At 39.0% G+C, this 16,276-nt stretch carries 14 protein-coding genes; 6 read left to right on the top strand and 8 right to left on the bottom strand.

Going from position 1 to position 16,276, the window contains the following annotated elements; genetic code table 11:
- Positions 1 to 146 precede the first annotated feature (146 nt).
- A complete protein-coding gene (locus tag JCM9152_RS11910) occupies positions 147 to 1,901 on the top strand; it encodes a B12-binding domain-containing radical SAM protein (protein ID WP_035344497.1) in 1,755 nt (584 codons plus the stop codon).
- Positions 1,902 to 2,233: 332 nt separating this feature from the next.
- Here the strand turns inward: JCM9152_RS11910 and scpA are convergent, their stop codons facing one another.
- From scpA to JCM9152_RS11890, 4 genes are all read right to left on the bottom strand, one after another.
- Complete coding sequence (gene scpA / locus JCM9152_RS11905) at positions 2,234 to 4,375, bottom strand: methylmalonyl-CoA mutase (RefSeq protein WP_052015892.1); 2,142 nt, start codon at positions 4,373 to 4,375, stop codon at positions 2,234 to 2,236.
- 37 nt (positions 4,376 to 4,412) lie between these two features.
- Positions 4,413 to 5,453, bottom strand: a complete 1,041-nt coding sequence (locus JCM9152_RS11900) for a methylmalonyl-CoA mutase family protein (RefSeq protein WP_035344496.1) — start codon at positions 5,451 to 5,453, stop codon at positions 4,413 to 4,415.
- Positions 5,450 to 5,635: a hypothetical protein gene (locus JCM9152_RS11895; protein WP_035344494.1), complete on the bottom strand. Its 186-nt coding sequence runs from the start codon at positions 5,633 to 5,635 to the stop codon at positions 5,450 to 5,452. Before JCM9152_RS11895 ends, JCM9152_RS11900 begins: the two co-directional genes overlap by 4 nt.
- 227 nt (positions 5,636 to 5,862) lie before the next feature.
- On the bottom strand, positions 5,863 to 6,162 hold the full coding sequence (locus tag JCM9152_RS11890; protein ID WP_035344492.1) for an IDEAL domain-containing protein: 300 nt from the start codon (positions 6,160 to 6,162) through the stop codon (positions 5,863 to 5,865).
- A gap of 349 nt (positions 6,163 to 6,511) precedes the next feature.
- Between JCM9152_RS11890 and JCM9152_RS11885 the strand changes: the two genes are divergently transcribed.
- Positions 6,512 to 6,874 carry a YhjD family protein gene (locus JCM9152_RS11885; RefSeq protein WP_035344490.1) on the top strand — a complete coding sequence of 121 codons (363 nt, stop codon included), beginning with the start codon at positions 6,512 to 6,514 and terminating at the stop codon, positions 6,872 to 6,874.
- Between the two features lie 184 nt (positions 6,875 to 7,058).
- Here JCM9152_RS11885 and JCM9152_RS11880 read toward each other — a convergent pair whose 3' ends face one another.
- The 3 genes from JCM9152_RS11880 to JCM9152_RS11870 are packed head-to-tail and all read right to left on the bottom strand — an operon-like array spanning position 7,059 to position 9,953.
- Positions 7,059 to 7,418 carry a response regulator gene (locus JCM9152_RS11880; RefSeq protein ID WP_035344610.1) on the bottom strand — a complete coding sequence of 120 codons (360 nt, stop codon included), beginning with the start codon at positions 7,416 to 7,418 and terminating at the stop codon, positions 7,059 to 7,061.
- 27 nt (positions 7,419 to 7,445) lie between these two features.
- The gene (locus tag JCM9152_RS11875; RefSeq protein ID WP_035344488.1) at positions 7,446 to 7,892 is read right to left on the bottom strand and encodes a chemotaxis protein CheW; all 447 of its coding nucleotides are present in this window, start codon (positions 7,890 to 7,892) and stop codon (positions 7,446 to 7,448) included.
- 24 nt (positions 7,893 to 7,916) lie between these two features.
- Positions 7,917 to 9,953: a chemotaxis protein CheA gene (locus JCM9152_RS11870; protein ID WP_035344486.1), complete on the bottom strand. Its 2,037-nt coding sequence runs from the start codon at positions 9,951 to 9,953 to the stop codon at positions 7,917 to 7,919.
- Between the two features lie 553 nt (positions 9,954 to 10,506).
- Here JCM9152_RS11870 and JCM9152_RS11865 point away from each other — a divergent pair.
- The 4 genes from JCM9152_RS11865 (at position 10,507) to phnE (JCM9152_RS11850) (ending at position 13,984) form a co-directional block, all read left to right on the top strand.
- Positions 10,507 to 11,499, top strand: a complete 993-nt coding sequence (locus JCM9152_RS11865) for a phosphate/phosphite/phosphonate ABC transporter substrate-binding protein (protein ID WP_035344484.1) — start codon at positions 10,507 to 10,509, stop codon at positions 11,497 to 11,499.
- A 121-nt stretch (positions 11,500 to 11,620) separates the two neighbouring features.
- A complete protein-coding gene (gene phnC / locus JCM9152_RS11860; RefSeq protein ID WP_035344482.1) occupies positions 11,621 to 12,397 on the top strand; it encodes a phosphonate ABC transporter ATP-binding protein in 777 nt (258 codons plus the stop codon).
- Positions 12,390 to 13,184: a phosphonate ABC transporter, permease protein PhnE gene (gene phnE / locus JCM9152_RS11855; protein ID WP_035344481.1), complete on the top strand. Its 795-nt coding sequence runs from the start codon at positions 12,390 to 12,392 to the stop codon at positions 13,182 to 13,184. The genes phnC and phnE (JCM9152_RS11855) overlap by 8 nt, the downstream gene beginning before the upstream one ends.
- A complete protein-coding gene (gene phnE, locus JCM9152_RS11850) occupies positions 13,184 to 13,984 on the top strand; it encodes a phosphonate ABC transporter, permease protein PhnE (RefSeq protein WP_035344479.1) in 801 nt (266 codons plus the stop codon). The genes phnE (JCM9152_RS11855) and phnE (JCM9152_RS11850) overlap by 1 nt, the downstream gene beginning before the upstream one ends.
- Before the next feature lie 201 nt (positions 13,985 to 14,185).
- Here the strand turns inward: phnE (JCM9152_RS11850) and JCM9152_RS23715 are convergent, their stop codons facing one another.
- Complete coding sequence (locus JCM9152_RS23715) at positions 14,186 to 16,258, bottom strand: UvrD-helicase domain-containing protein (RefSeq protein WP_268870729.1); 2,073 nt, start codon at positions 16,256 to 16,258, stop codon at positions 14,186 to 14,188.
- Positions 16,259 to 16,276 lie beyond the last annotated feature (18 nt).

Raw genomic sequence — 16,276 nt, 5'->3', positions numbered from 1 at the left:
TATGTCTATGTGAGAAACAGAAAAACAGCCATCGAAGCCATTTGCTATATTCTTTTCACGATACTTCTTGGACAACCTTTTTTATAAACACTGTTCTATGGTATGATCACTAGGAGCAAACATGAATAGAATTGAGGGATTGAATCATGAAAACCGTCGTCACGACGTTAAATGCGAAATACATTCACACTTGTCTAGCACTTAGATGTTTAAAGGCTTATGCAGAGCCTGATTTTCCTATTGAAATGGTAGAATATACGATTAAAGATCCGACGATGAACATCGTCTCTGATTTATATGCACGTAAGCCAGATGTCATTGGCTTTAGCTGTTACATTTGGAACATTGAAGAAACAATCAAAGTGATCAATATGCTAAGAAAGGTTTTACCACAAACGAAAATCATCTTAGGTGGTCCAGAAGTTTCTTATGATACGAAAGAATGGATGGAGAAGCTTTCTACCGTTGACTTTATTATTATTGGAGAAGGTGAAGAAACCTTTAAGCATTTGCTTGAAGAAATAACGACAACTCAAAAGTACCATATGGTTTTTGGAATTGCTTATCGCAAAGAGGGCGACATCCTCGTGAACGCATCTCGACCGAAATTAAACTTAGATGACCTCCCTTCTCCCTATCGTTTTCCAGAGGATGTCGATGGGCTCTCTAAACGGGTCACCTATTTTGAAACGAGTCGCGGCTGTCCTTATAGCTGTCAATTTTGTCTTTCCTCTATTGAAGTCGGCGTCCGTTATGTGAATATTGAGCGAGTTAAAAGCGATTTACTCTATTTGATTGATAACGGAGCAAAGCTAATTAAATTTGTCGATCGAACGTTTAATATTAAACGTGACTATGCACTAGAGATTTTTCAATTTCTCATCGAAAATCATAAGCAATGTGTCTTCCAGTTTGAAATAACAGCAGATATTATGCGCCCAGAGGTTCTTGAGTATTTAAATGAACATGCACCTCCTGGCATTTTCCGTTTCGAAATTGGTGTACAGTCAACAAACGATGCAACGAACGAGCTTGTTCAACGTCGACAAAACTTCAAGAAACTTTCTCGAACGGTCACAATGGTGAAAGAAGGAGGAAAAATCGATCAGCACCTTGACTTAATTGCCGGATTACCTGAGGAAGATTACAACTCTTTCAGACGAACCTTTAATGATGTATTTGCAATGCGCCCAGAGGAATTGCAGCTCGGCTTCTTGAAAATGCTACGTGGAACCGGCTTACGTATTCGTGCTAAAGATCATAATTATGTCTATATGGATCATGCTCCGTACGAAATTCTAGAAAATAATGTACTGACCTTTGATGAAATCATTCGCATAAAACGAGTGGAAGATGTATTAGAAAAATATTGGAACGATCATCGAATGGATCGTACAATTGAATACCTTGTCACACATGAATTTGACTCACCATTTGATTTCTTCCAACTTTTCGGTGATTACTGGGATGCGAAGGGCTGGGCTAAGATCGGTCACCAGCTTGAAGACTTATTCAAGCGTTTATATGAATTTCTTAAACAGTATGGAACAAAGGCCGAGCTCACTTATATTCAGAGCCTGATGATTGTTGATTTCTTTGAGAATCAAAAGCACAAACCACGAAAAACATGGTGGACGTTCTCCTTAACGAAGAGAGAACAGTCACATTATTTATCGCTACTCGCTGATCAGCCTGCAATTGTATCTTCTGAATTCGAAGCTTTACAGCTACACGAAAAGGATTTACACAAGCATACGATGATTGAAGTGATCCCTTTTGATTTAAGGCAGAATAGTTCAACAGATCGCTCTTCACTACTCATTGCTTACTTCTCACCAAAAGAGCACAGATCATTCCTATTTTCCGTTCCACTTGACCAGCTCTCTACTGCTGTATCATAAGAAAAACGCGAATGTGTCTTTTCTCTTAGCTTTAAAGAAAAACCGCGGTAAAGGCCTTTTCTTTAAGCGGCGTGCGGAGCCGTTACAACGGTTTACGTTTTTCTGAAAGTGGGGTTCTTTCAGAAAACGTGTAACGTGCAAAGCCGTCGCTCTCCTTTGAGTTTGCCAACACCCTCTATACTTTTCCCACACGCCTTCCTCGAATTTTATACTTTCTTAATTGCGTCGTGCTGAACGTTACAATTGTTTTAAGATTAGATTGATCATGCTCTTTTTTCATCCGACCATGTAACCCATGGAGCCTTAAATTACTAGACTTCTTATTTATTCCCTTATCCTTTTTTGTAGGCAACTCCCTTTTTCACACTGACTTGTTCATTTAATTTGTGAATCACCTCTAATACCGCTTCTATCACAACTGTACCTGGATGAAAAATTGATGTTACCCCTAATTTGTTCAAATATGGAACATCATCATCAGGTATAACTCCACCAACGATCATAAGCAAATCCTTTTTCCCTATCTTATTTAAGTGCTGAACGAATTGCTGTATTAACTCCCGATGGCCACCAGCTAGTGTACTCACACCAACACAATCAACATTCTCCTTCACACATAGTTGTGCTGCCTCTTGAGGTGTTTGAAACAATTGCCCCATACGAACATCGAAACCAAAATCAGCAAATCCAGCTGCAATCACTTTGATACCTCGATCATGGCCATCCTGACCAAGCTTTGTTAACAAAATCGATGGCTTTTTCCCCACCCATTCTTTATAATTCTTGATCTCAGTCTCAACCTGTTCCCGTTCATGCTTATACATCCATTCCTTTTTATAGATGCCTCTCACATACGAAAGAGTGTCTGTGTGCCTGCCCACAACTTGTTCAAGAGCATTGGAAATCTCCCCTAGAGTCGCACGAACTCTAGCCGCTTCAATCGCCAGCTCAAGTAAGTTGTTCTTTTTTTGTTTCATTTCGTTCTTAATCGCCGCTAACTTTTCTTGAACGACCTGCTCATCTCGTCCCTTTTTTACAGCTGTAAGCCTCATCATTTGCCGCTCACGAATCTGCTTATTACCTAAATATAGCAAATTCTCGTCTGTTCTCTTTCCACCATGACTCTTATGTTTATTTAATCCAATGATGGCCTCTTGCTTCGTATCAATCGCTGCTTGACGCTCGGTAGCAGCTAAGGCAATCTTCTGTTGTGGAATTCCTGTCAAAATTGCTTTAACCATCCCACCGTTTCTCTCTATTTCTGAAATATGCTTCCTCGCTTTGTCATATAGCTGTGTAGTCAATGATTCAACGTAATAAGAACCACCAAATGGATCGATCACATCGGTTAACCCTGTTTCATCACGTAAGAATTGCTGCGTTTGCCGAGCAAGTTTAGCCGAATAACGACTAGGCAAAGCTAACGCCTCATCATATGCATTCGTATGAAGTGATTGTGTATGTCCTATGACAGCAGCCATCGCCTCTATTGTTGTTCGGACTAAATTATTATAAGGAGCTTGAGCCGTTAAGCTCCAACCAGATGTTTGTGAATGAGCACGCAACCGAAATGAATGCTCATTTGTCGGTTGGAACCGCTCCATTACGTTTGACCATAACAATCGCGCTGCTCTGAGCTTCGCAATTTCTTCAAAAAAATTCATTCCAATGCCCCAGAAGAACGATAGACGTGGTGCAAGTTGATCAACATCTAATCCTGCTTCCATTCCCGCTTTCACATATTCCATCCCATTACAAATCGTATAAGCAAGCTCAAGCTCTGCAGGGGCACCAGCTTCTTGCAAGTGATAACCTGACACACTTACACTATTGAAGGAAGGGACGTGATGAGCTAAATAGGACATAATACTAGTTGAGATATCCATCGATGCTTTGGGTGGATAAATATACGTATTACGCACAAGGTATTCTTTCAGTATATCGTTTTGAATGGTCCCTTTTAACTGCTTTTTATCCACACCATACTCTTCAGCTGCAACGATAAAAAACGCCATAATCGGCAATACTGCACCATTCATTGTCATCGATACACTTATTTGATCAAGTGGAATATCCGTAAAGAGCTCGATCATATCTTCAACGGTATCGATCGCTACTCCAGCCTTGCCGACATCACTTACAACAGCAGGGTGGTCAGAATCATATCCACGGTGTGTAGCTAAATCAAATGCGATTGATAATCCCGTTTGACCAGCTTGTAAGCATTCACGATAGAAGCGATTGCTATCTGTTACTGTCGAGAAACCACCATATTGCCTAATCGTCCACGGCTTCTTTTTATACATCGTTGGATAAGGCCCTCGTACAAATGGGCGATTTCCAGGATAAGATTCAACGTGTGGGCAAGACTCACTTTCGCGATAAAAAAAAGAGGTTTCCTCCTGCTGAAGTTCCTGCTTATACAATCGTTCAATTGTCGAAAATGGTGTGCGTTGAAACGCCTTTCTTATCACCTCTTACCCCTCCCGTCGCTTCTTTCTTTTAACCTTGTCATATCATCACATATGTTTTCAACCAACCATTCCTCCTCGCTCGCTCTATCCCACCTTGCTGCTCGATTCCAATAAATCTTTTCCAAGCCTTTTCCGCTATTTGCTCTGTTAATGATTCAATGTAGTAGGAGCCACCAATACTATCAATAGGAAAATGGAGGAACGCTTCATCTCGCAAGATCATCGTAGCGTGACGAGCAAGTCTGTCATTTAAACGACTATTCGATCGATTCTCTTCAAATGGACGAACCGATAATTGATGTACTCCTGATAAAATCGCTGCTAAAGCACTTACCGTTGCTTTTACAATTGACAGATGTGGGTCATCTTTTACTTGTAACGAAGGATCTGCTCTTGCTTCAATCCATGCCTTTTGCGCAGTTGGCTCCGCACAATACTCCTTCATAACGACCGCCCATAAGGCACGAAATGCCCGGATTTTAGCTATTTCTATGCTTAAATAGCTACCCATTGAGAAAGAAAATACCATCGATTTTCCGATCACACTTGGGTGAATGTGTTTCTTAGCAATTCCTTCAATGTATTCAACTCCAATTGCTAGTGCTAGCGCAACCTCAGTTATCACATTTGCACCTAATTGACGATAACCACCCGTATGAATGCCAATCAGACGTATATTCGTAAAAGGAGTATCACGAATAAGCTTAGCTATGGTTTCATACTGTTGACTCTGTTGTTCATTCGCAAGCTCCTCCTTTATGAATTGCCAAAACGGATCTGCTGTTACTGCACCTTGAATATGTTTTTTTTCATCTTCAGTTGTAAGGTTATCTAATAAATCTATGAAAACCTGCTGTAATTCTCCTGATTTTATATGCAACCCTGTTTTTGTAAGTGGAAATGCCTGTAGCAATCCTTCTAGCTCACATAAGCCATCTTTCCCCCGTGCTTGTGATTCAGGAAATGATAACAAGAATTCAATGCCATCAACATCTTCGTCAATCGCTTCCTTCATACGAGCTTCCGTTACTCGTTTTTCTTTTAATGGAATTGTTTGGATGATAAGTGGCTTTGTCAAGTTTGCTGTATCTCCCTCATAAAGGGAAATTGTCCTGGTTCATGGTAAGGGATCACTGGATTGATATTCGATGCCTTGTGATATAAAAGGTCAAGAACAATGTCCTCATCGATCATTGTCTTTTGCTCTTTTGGCGTCAAAATTTGATCCACAGCTCGTTTCCACTTATTATACTCCTCCATAAAGGACCCTCCATTTTTTATTACCTTATTATCAATAGACGCACGTTATTCGTCTTTTCTTAAAGCGATCTAACCTAGTTCAGGCATTTTTGAAAACGGCTGTCTCCCTCCTCCGAATTCGCCAAATTTCCATTTAATGGAATAAAAAGCAACCGAAAAAGGATTACCCTTTTCGGTTGCTTCTAAACTCCTATAGCTTCTATGCGAATGTTTCAATGCACGATTTACTACTCTTCAAATGGTAAGTATACTTGAAACCCATCCTCACTAATTGTTTTTCCTTCTACATGCGCAGCAAGCAACTCTTTATATTCTTTTGAGAAACGTTGAAAGCTGTCTTCATCTCGCTCTGCTAATGATTGATCTATAGCTGCTTCTAATTGCTCTTTTTTATAATGATACATAGAATATTCAAGGATCGCTTGTGCGTAGAGAGAATGAACAGTCCTTTGCGAACGACTTTGTAATGTACTAATTAGCTTCAATTGTTTAATTACCTTTTTATCTAATGCATATTGTTTGTCCATTTTCCTTTCCCTCCCTCGCGTTTCTATTCTACTAATACCCTCTATGCCCTCATTTAAACCTTTTTGACATGCCGACATACTCATTTTTGAAACTGCAAATGAATTAGCTCATAACCGTTTCAGTTGAGAAGCGACTACTAGATACTGAAAACGTATCACACGAACTATCTCAATTAAAATATTTATTTAAAAGAAATGAATGACAACTAATGTCAGCATCCAGTCATAATGACGTCTTGAAGGATATAATAAGCCTTTAAGACACTTTTTATTTTTAAAAGAGGTTCATTGTATTTACAGTAAAATCGGAGTATAATAAGAACATAAGTTCCCTTAAGAGGTGAGAATATTGAAGCTAACAACAGAAGACCAACGCATGATTCGGCTATTCATTCTCCTATCTATATCGCGGAAAGCACTGGAAAATGATTGGGCACAGCTAGAAAAAGCTTCTTTACGTTTACAAGCTCCCTATTTAGAATTAACCCGCTCCACGTTAGATCAAATTAGTAAAGAAATGGCGATCGTTAAACAATATATGTTTCGCCACCATCTAAAAGTAGAAACATACAAAAATGATGGACTATTTACCGAATACCGTTACACGTGTCGTGGATATGAAGGTAGCATGAAAATCTTAAATTCCCACTTAAAAAGCCAAGTGTTTGATTACATTACTTCAAGCTTCCTAACAATCAAACATCCTTCTTAGCGCATCGTTACAATCGAGTGGAGGCCATCCTTGTCAATCCCCCTATCATAGAGGAGGACACCGAAAAAGTTAAAAACCAAACTTTTCAGTGCCCTTTCATAGACGGATTTTATAAATTCTAACCATAAGAAAAGCTGATTGATAAAGCACGAACACTTTATCAATCAGCTTTCTTTTCGTATTCTTATCCCAACACTTTATTAATTGCATCAAGTACTCGATCTGCTTGAAACGGCTTAACGATAAAGTCTTTTGCGCCTGACTGAATCGCATCAATAACCATTGATTGTTGTCCCATCGCCGAACACATAATAACCTTGGCACCTGAATCGATTTCTCTAATGGCCTTGAGCGCTTGAATACCATCCATTTCAGGCATTGTAATGTCCATTGTTACCAAATCAGGGCTTAATTCCTTAAACTTCTCAACTGCTTCCGCCCCATTTGCTGCTTCACCAGCAATATCAAACCCATTTTTTGATAATATATCTTTAATCATCATTCGCATAAATGCTGCATCATCTACGATAAGAACAGATGCCATTACCATCACCTCATTAATCTTTAACAATTATGTTCCTTCAATAACTTTTTCTAAATTTAACAATGTAAATAAACGATTTTCGATTTTTACAACTCCACGTAAATAATCAGCTTCTACACCACCGACGACTTCTGGAGTTGGTTCAATTTTCTCAAATGGAATGTCAATGACATCATTTGCCCCATCGACAATAAAGCCCATTTCCATCTCATCCTTTTGAATGACGAGAATTCGAGTAGATTCATCATATTCCTTCTCATCCAAATCAAAACGAGCTCGTAAATTTATAATCGGTGTAATCACACCACGTAAATTCATAACACCTGTTACAAATGGAAATGTACGTGGGATCCTCGTGACAGGCTGCATGCGTTCGATTGATTGAATATAATCAACCTCAATCGCATATTCCTCATCTCCTAATTGAAATACAATTAATTTCAAATCTGCTTTAATCGCCGCTTCATTCGACAAAAGGATCACCTCCCCTTTCGTTTCTTATTTAATTAACGCATTCGTATCAACGATCAGTGCGACTTGACCATTCCCTAAAATCGTTGCACCCGAAATAGCAAATACATCTTTCAGATAATTTCCTAGTGATTTCAATACGATATCGTGCTGACCAATTAACGAATCAACAACTAAACCTGCCACCTTCTCGCCTTTATGTACAATGACAAGTGAGCAAAGATCATCTTCAATTGTTTCACCAGGTACTTCAAATACGTCCTTCAAATAAACGAGTGGTACAACTTTACCTCTAAAGTCAATGACCTTTTGTCCATGTGCACTATAAACATCAGATTTATTCACAATTGCTGTTTCAACGATCGAGGATAACGGAACTGCGTATGTTTCTTTTCGCACTTCAACAAGCATCACATCAATAATTGAAAGTGTAAGTGGTAATTGAATAGAGAACACAGACCCTTTCCCTAACTCCGAGTTCACTGTTACAACTCCACCTAATGACTCAAACGTGCTTCTTACGACGTCTAAGCCCACACCTCGGCCTGAAATATCCGTGATTTTTTCCGCTGTGCTAAAACCAGAAGAGAACAGCAATCCATAGATTTGTTGATCTGTCATCTTCTCAATATCGTCTTCTTTAATCACACCATTTGCGAGTGCACGTTTGATCACTTTTTCTCGATCAATTCCGGCTCCATCGTCCTCAATTTCGATAAAGACATTATTACCTGAGTGATAGGCTTTTAAAACAACCGTACCTTCTTCCGATTTGCCATTAGAAACACGAACATCAGGGGTTTCAATTCCATGATCAATCGAATTACGTAATAAATGGACAAGCGGGTCACCAATTTCATCGATAATCGTTCGATCTAGCTCCGTTTCCGCACCAATAATTTCTAAATTGACCTTTTTATTAAGGTCCTTCGAAAGACTACGAATCATTCGAGGGAAACGATTAAACACTTGCTCAACTGGCATCATTCTCATGTTCAAGATAATTTCTTGAAGGTCACCAGAAATTCGTGACATACGTTCAACGGTTTCATTAAGCTCTGAATTTCGCAAGTCTGAAGCGATTTGCTCTAGACGACCTCGATCAATAACGAGCTCTTCAAATAAGTTCATTAATACATCTAAACGTTCAATGTTTACACGAATCGTTTTACTTGCTTCTGCACGCTTCGGTGTATCTGCTGACTTTTCTTGTTTCGAATTATTCGCTACTTCACCTTTAGTTGCAACCGCAGAAGCTGCTACTTGTTCGGCAGCCTGCTGTTGCTCTTTCATAGCAGCTGACGAAGCTTTTAAGTCAATTTTCTGAATATCGACATCTTCAATTTCCGAAACTTTAAGAATACGATTTTTGACATCCTCTTCCGTTGACTTCGAAACAACGATTAATGTGAACGACTGATCGAATTTCTCTTCCTCCAAATCCTCAGCAGCAGGATTCGTTTTGATCACTTCACCTATTTGTTCGACGACATCTAACACCATAAATACGCGAGCAGCCTTCAACATCGCCTTTTCATCTAATGTTACTCTTAACTGATAAGCTTCAAACCCTTGTTCCGCAGACTGTTCAAGAACTGTTCGTTCAAATTCATCAAAAACTTCGATTTCCAAATCAGTAGTGTTTGAATGAGTAGTCTTTGGCGATGATTCTTGACTTGGTTCTTCACCTTTTTCAATTTGTTCCAATTGTGAAACAACTTCGCGAACATCCCGCTTTCCATCGCCACCACTAGCAATATCTTGAACCATTGCTTCTAAATCATCGACAGCTAAGAACACAACATCCAGCACACCTGAAGTTGCATCTAGCTTTGATTGACGAATCTTATCCAACACATTTTCCATATTATGAGTCAAGTGGGCAAGATCTTCAAAGCCCATTGTTGCTGCCATACCTTTTAAAGTATGGGCAGAACGAAATACTTCTCCTACAATAGATAGATCTTCAGGTGCTTGCTCTAGCTTTAATAAATTGTCGTTAATCGCTTGGAGATGCTCCTGACTTTCATCTAAAAAGACATCTAAGTACTCTGAATTTACCAAGACTTTATCACCTCGATGTGTTCTAAATAACCGATGAGGTTCACTTAAGAAATGTAAACGACATACGGAGCTTTTGTATCATCATAGCATATTTTAAAGCAAAAAAAGTAGATTATAACTAGTAAAATAGAAATAGTTTTTAAATGAGACCATCCCATATTTAGCAAAAATGATGGCTACAAAGCGATTTTTGCTGAAATATCATTCTCGTAACACGGAAATAGACCTATAAAAAAATAAAAGTACTGAATCATTTCCATTTCTATTTCAACTAGGTATGTAGTCATATACTAGTATACCATTTTCTATCACGCATACAACATAACAAATAAAAGAAATAAGTAATTTTTCCTACTCTATTTGAAATACTCGTAACGCAAGTTAAAAATTCTCAATCACTCACCCATCAATTATTAACTCCTTGTAAGTTATGTAAACACCTCGTTAATATTTTGTAAAAAATCCCAATTTTCGTTGATTTGAGACATGCTATCATGCAAAATCACAAATGTACGACACATACTTACATAAAATCAAAGAGGGGTTGAATGAATTGAAAAAATTATTACCTTGGTTACTCGTTCTAATGCTAGCCGTTGTCTTGGTCGCTTGCGGAACAGAAGACGCAAATGAAGATGCTGATGACAATTCAGGGTCAGAAGAGACTGAAGAAACAAACAATAACGAAGGAAATGACACTGAGGCTGATGAAACTGAAGCAGATGCGACAGAAGATCTTCCAAATGAAATCGTAATGGGTTTTGTTCCTTCACAAGATTCAGCAAATATTGCGAATACAGTTGAACCACTTGCTGAACGCCTGACAGAAGAGCTTGGTGTTACAGTACGCGGCGAGGTTATGACAAACTACACAGCGCTCGTTGAAGCTATGGGAAATGACCAAGTACACATTGGATTCATCCCTGCATTCGGTTACGTTCTTGCTACTGATCGTTATGATAATATTGAAGCCATTTTGAAATCAGTTCGTCACGGAAGCTCAACCTATAAAGCACAATACACAGTACGTGCGGACTCTGATATTGAATCAATTGAAGATTTAGAAGGAAAGATTTGGGCATTCCCAGATCTTGCATCAACGAGTGGTTACTTATATCCAGCAGCACAATTAATGGATGACTACGGTGTGGAGCGTGCCGAGGAATTTTTCTCTGACATGATTCAAGCTGGTTCACATGATAATGCGCTTATTACCGTTCTTGAAGGCGATGCAGATGTAGCTACAACATTTGATGATGCTCGTACGGCCATTGAAGAAGATTATCCAGAAGCAATGGATGATTTAAGAGTTCTAGGTTATACAGACGAAATTCCAAATGACACGATCTCAATTAATACGACTCTTCCTCAAAGCTTTATTGATCAAGTGATTTCTGTATTCATGTCATTTAACGATGATGATGAAATGATCACCATTATGGATGAAGTGTATAACTGGACTGGGATTGACAATGCAAGTGATAGTGATTATGACGTTGTACGTAGTGTTGCTGAGAAGTTTTCAGATGAAGTGACGTTAGATTAAGAAGCGCGCTTTGGAGGGAGAAAGTTCTTTCTCCCTCCTCTTATGTTTTTTGACACTAAAAAGCATAAGAGGGGGATGAAACCTTTCTACATTTATATTAAAGAGAAATGAGGGGACTAGCATGATTGAATTTAAGGATGTATCACTAACATACCCAAACGGAACGAAAGGGTTAAAGAACGTTAGCCTTACAATAAATAAAGGGGAATTTGTTGTTATTGTCGGTTTATCTGGAGCAGGAAAATCAACCTTAATACGCAGTATGAATCGACTTGTGTCTCCTACAGGCGGACAACTTCTTATCAATGATGAAAATATATTAACGTATAATCAACGTAAACTCCGACATTTACGTACAAAAATCGGAATGATCTTTCAAAATTATAATCTTGTCAAGCGTTCCACCGTCATGAAAAATGTTTTGTCAGGTCGATTAGGACATACCGGAACAATTGCAAGTATTTTAAACCTTTTTCCAAAAGAAACGGTTTCACTCGCTTATCGTAGCTTACAGCGTGTGAACATTGCAGAAAAGGTGCATCAAAGAGCTGATCAATTAAGCGGAGGTCAACAGCAACGTGTTGCGATTGCTCGTGTGTTAACGCAACAGCCCGACATCATTTTAGCTGATGAGCCTGTAGCTAGCTTAGATCCTCCAACATCTCATCAAGTTATGACCTATTTACGTAAGATTAATAAGGAAGATCATATTACAACAGTCGTTAATCTGCACTTCATCGATATGGCGATGGAATATGCCGATCGTATTATCGGCATGCGTGCAGGTGAGGTTGTCTTTGATGGCCCTGCAACTGATGTGTCAAAGGAAACATTTGAAGAAATTTACGGTCGAAAAATTCGAGAGGATGACCTTGTAGGAGGTCAAGAAGATGAGTAATACACCAGATAGCATCACAATCATTCCTTCGAAAACTAAGCTGAAAATAACACTTATTTTTCTATTGATTGTTGGAATTTATGCTTATACATCATGGGCAACCCGCTCCACGCCACTTGACATCATTCGTGGTTGGGGTGGTATTCAAAATATTGCCGTTCATTTATTTCCACCCAATTGGAGCTACGCGCCTCAAGTATGGGATAAGTTAATCGAAACAATTCAAATGGCTATTATTGCGACAACATTTGCAGCTATTGTCAGTGTTCCAATCTTTATATTATCAGCAGCAAACTTATTTCCGCAGCCTTGGATTCATCAACCTGTCCGCTTTTTTATGAACGTATTACGAACCATTCCGGACATTTTGTTAGCGATCATTTTTGTCGGAATCTTTGGAGTTGGAGTATTTCCTGGGATCATGGCTTTATTTATTTTTTCATTAGGTATATTAGCGAAATTAATGTATGAAACGATCGAATCCATCGATATGAACCCGCTTGAAGCGATTCGTTCATCAGGAGGTAATACGATTCAAGTCATTTGGTATGCAGTCTTACCACAAGTACTACCACAATTTGTATCATTTGGCTTATATGTATTTGAAGTAAATGTCCGTGCTTCAACCGTACTAGGCTTTGTTGGAGCAGGGGGAATTGGATTACTCTTGCAACAGCAAATTAGCTTCTTTAATTATCCACGAGTCATGACCATTATTATTATTATCTTTATTGCTGTTGTCTTAATCGATTATGCAAGCAATAAAATAAGGGAGAGAATTGTGTGATGGAATTAATAATGCCACCAAAAAGAGAACGATCCACCCTTATCTTAATAAGAAATATCATCATTATTGTTGCACTAATTGCACTATACGTTTGGACTTTTACAACAATTGATGTAAAGTGGGAACGCATTTTTAGTGAACGAACCGTCGCAAATTTTGGACGTGTGATCCCCCAACTTTTTTCTCCTGATTGGCTAGCCTTTCAAAATGTTATGTCATTAATGTGGCAAACGTTACAAATGGCTTATACAGGGACATTATTAGCGTCCATTTTAGCGATACCATTTGGCTTTGTTGCTGCTAGTAATATGGTTAGAAATAAATGGTTAAATACATTATCAAAGTGGATTCTCGATGCGATTCGTGCTTTTCCAGAGCTTGTATTAGCACTCATGTTCGTAGCAGCAATCGGCCCCCGACCTTTTGCTGGTGTGTTAGCAATCGCTATTGGATCAATCGGAATGCTTGGCAAATTGTATTGTGAAGTCATTGAATCGATTGATATGCATGTCGTTGAATCGTTGGAAGCAAATGGAGCCAACAAAATCCAAATCTTATTTTACGGCATTATCCCACAAATCATTCCTGAATTTCTTTCTTACGCGATTTATCGTTTCGAAATTGACGTTCGAGCATCAACCATTCTTGGGATTATCGGAGCAGGTGGAATTGGGACTTTAATTACGATCTCAATCCAGAATCGTAATTGGGACGAAGTAGGAATGATTCTTCTCGTGATCATTGTCGTTGTCACAATCATCGACATATTAAGTGCCCAAATCAGAAAAAGGATTGTATAAGAAAAACGCGATAGCGTTTTTTCTTAATTACAACGAGTGAAGCCATTGCTAGTCAAATCAAAGGCACTGAAAAAGTTGATTTTTACTTTTTCAGTGGCCTAGAAAGCGAGTGGCTGGAGCGCAATGGAACGAACCTGTGGTCCCCAAAATCATGAAAGCCTGTGAAATTTCAGAGGAGGGTTTTGTCCCAGCCTCCTTCTACTATTTCAGCTTACTGAACTGAGCATACTCTTTTCGACCAGCACCATTTTGTCTCAGATCAATTAAACACTTTAGTGCTGCGAATACCTTTTCCTTCTCCTTTTCATGCAGAGTCAACGTATGAATCGGCTCTACTTCATCTTTAAAAATATACAGTGAGGCTGTAGCAACCTGTTTGTTCGTTTCCTTTTCATACGCATACCGATACAAATACAGTTGAGGCTTATAGTAGTCGAGCCACTCCGAACTCGTTCGAGTAGAAACTTGATTCGTTTTAAAATCATACAAATGTATTTGACCATTTTTCTCAACGACTTTATCAATTTCACCGATTAGTTCTACACCATCAAAATATGTCACAAAAGACCACTCGTTGGCTACTGGTGTTCCTAAAGATTGGCGAACCTTTTCAGAATATCGATCCATAATTTTCTCAATTTCGTTTTTATATATAAACACATCCTCCAGATCAACTTCCTCAAGTATCAGTTCAACAGCTCGCATTGGTGATAAACCATAATCTCGTAATTCACATGCGCGGTGAACAAGCGTCCCTAGTAATGAAGGATTAACGTCATTTCCTCTCCTACTCGATTTACCTTCGTTCACTTCTTCACTAAATGGAACTCCTATGACAAATTGCTGATAATACTTGAGTGGATCGTGAATAAATGCCATAACCTCTGAGACTGTTAATGATAATGGTAATTTCCTTCTCTCCTTGAGTACAGGTATAGAATATGTGCTTGACTCTGTTTTTTTCCAATAACGAGGTTCATATGCGGCTGATATCACAACTTCGTGATTCAACTCATGATCTTCAAACACTTTGTTAAGGTAAGACAGCCAAGTATGACGTCCATTTGACTCTTCACCAATTAGATAAAGATAATCACGAGCACGTGTCGTCGCGACGTAAAACAAGCGCTTTGATTCTTCAATGGCTTCCGCATCGACCATTGACTTAACGATCTCAAAACCAGGGGTGTCAATTACTTCCGGCTTTTGCCCCAATTCCTTCTGTTCCTTTTGCAAATTTAGAACAAAACCATATTTAGAATGGAAACGAATTCGCCCACTATCTTTTCTTAATGAACGCTCAATCTGAGGTAAAAATACAATCGGAAATTCTAGCCCTTTTGATGCGTGAATCGTCATAATTTGAACAACATCTCCATGTATGCGTTCAACCTCAGAATCACCTTCCTTCTCACTCATTTCAATTCGAATATCTAATTCAGTTAAAATTGCTTCTAAATTTACTTCATGGCGATCAACCATCCATTGAATAACCTTTTCCACATTTTTTACTTTTTGCAACCCATACTCTTGAAGCAATAGAGACGCTCGTAAGTCCGTGTCAACAAATAGCTCCATGAATGAATCGACTAACGATTTTCCTTCTTTAAACGGAATCCATTTATCCATCCAACTCTGAATACGCAAACATGCTGTCTGCACCTCATTAGACAGTGAAGACCATTGAGGCGATTGTTCATACACAAGCTCATATAACGCTTGTCCCTCTTCTAAACAGTCATTCATTTGAAAAAAATCTTGAACCGTTAACCCGAGTATTGGACTACGTAATAGAGCTAACAAATGAATATCTTCAAAAGGACGTGTTAACCAGCGAATGAGCGTTAAGTAATCCATCACTTCTTGTCGTTCAAAGAATCCGATCCCACCACTAATCACATAAGGAATGTTCTTCTTCGTTAACGCTTGCTCTAGCAAGAGCAAGTTCGTACGTGATGGAATTAAAATCGCCATATCTCCCCAGGTAGGCTCTCGCCATTCGTCCTCTCCCCTTCCCACTATCGGCTCCTTAGCCTCGACCATCGCAACCATTCGATTGGCAAGCTGATCAAACTGCGTCTCCTCTTGCCCATCTCCTTTTGGCCATTTCATCCATTCTACACGCTTTTCATTTGTTTGCGGTTGATGCCTGTGAGCAATAAGTGGAGCATACACCGTCTGGAAATCTTCCGTTCGCTCCTGAACCATCACATCTGAAAACAGTTTATTTACAACATGAATAATAGAGGAGAGCGTACGATAGTTTTCATTCATTAAGATAGCTTCAGCATT

This window comes from Halalkalibacter hemicellulosilyticusJCM 9152 (assembly GCF_000513115.1).
Lineage (GTDB): Bacteria > Bacillota > Bacilli > Bacillales > Bacillaceae_D > Halalkalibacter > Halalkalibacter hemicellulosilyticus.
This window is presented reverse-complemented; position numbering and strand designations above follow the sequence as displayed.

What these genes read in the sequence shown, in the direction of transcription:
- JCM9152_RS11910 (WP_035344497.1), top strand. Translation starts at nt 147, where the DNA reads ATGAAAACCGTCGTCACGACGTTAAATGCGAAATACATTCACACTTGT.
- JCM9152_RS11895 (WP_035344494.1), bottom strand. Translation starts at nt 5,635, where the DNA reads ATGGAGGAGTATAATAAGTGGAAACGAGCTGTGGATCAAATTTTGACG.
- JCM9152_RS11890 (WP_035344492.1), bottom strand. Translation starts at nt 6,162, where the DNA reads ATGGACAAACAATATGCATTAGATAAAAAGGTAATTAAACAATTGAAG.
- JCM9152_RS11880 (WP_035344610.1), bottom strand. Translation starts at nt 7,418, where the DNA reads ATGGCATCTGTTCTTATCGTAGATGATGCAGCATTTATGCGAATGATG.
- phnC (WP_035344482.1), top strand. Translation starts at nt 11,621, where the DNA reads ATGATTGAATTTAAGGATGTATCACTAACATACCCAAACGGAACGAAA.
- phnE (WP_035344481.1), top strand. Translation starts at nt 12,390, where the DNA reads ATGAGTAATACACCAGATAGCATCACAATCATTCCTTCGAAAACTAAG.
- phnE (WP_035344479.1), top strand. Translation starts at nt 13,184, where the DNA reads ATGGAATTAATAATGCCACCAAAAAGAGAACGATCCACCCTTATCTTA.
- JCM9152_RS23715 (WP_268870729.1), bottom strand. Translation starts at nt 16,258, where the DNA reads ATGAATGAAAACTATCGTACGCTCTCCTCTATTATTCATGTTGTAAAT.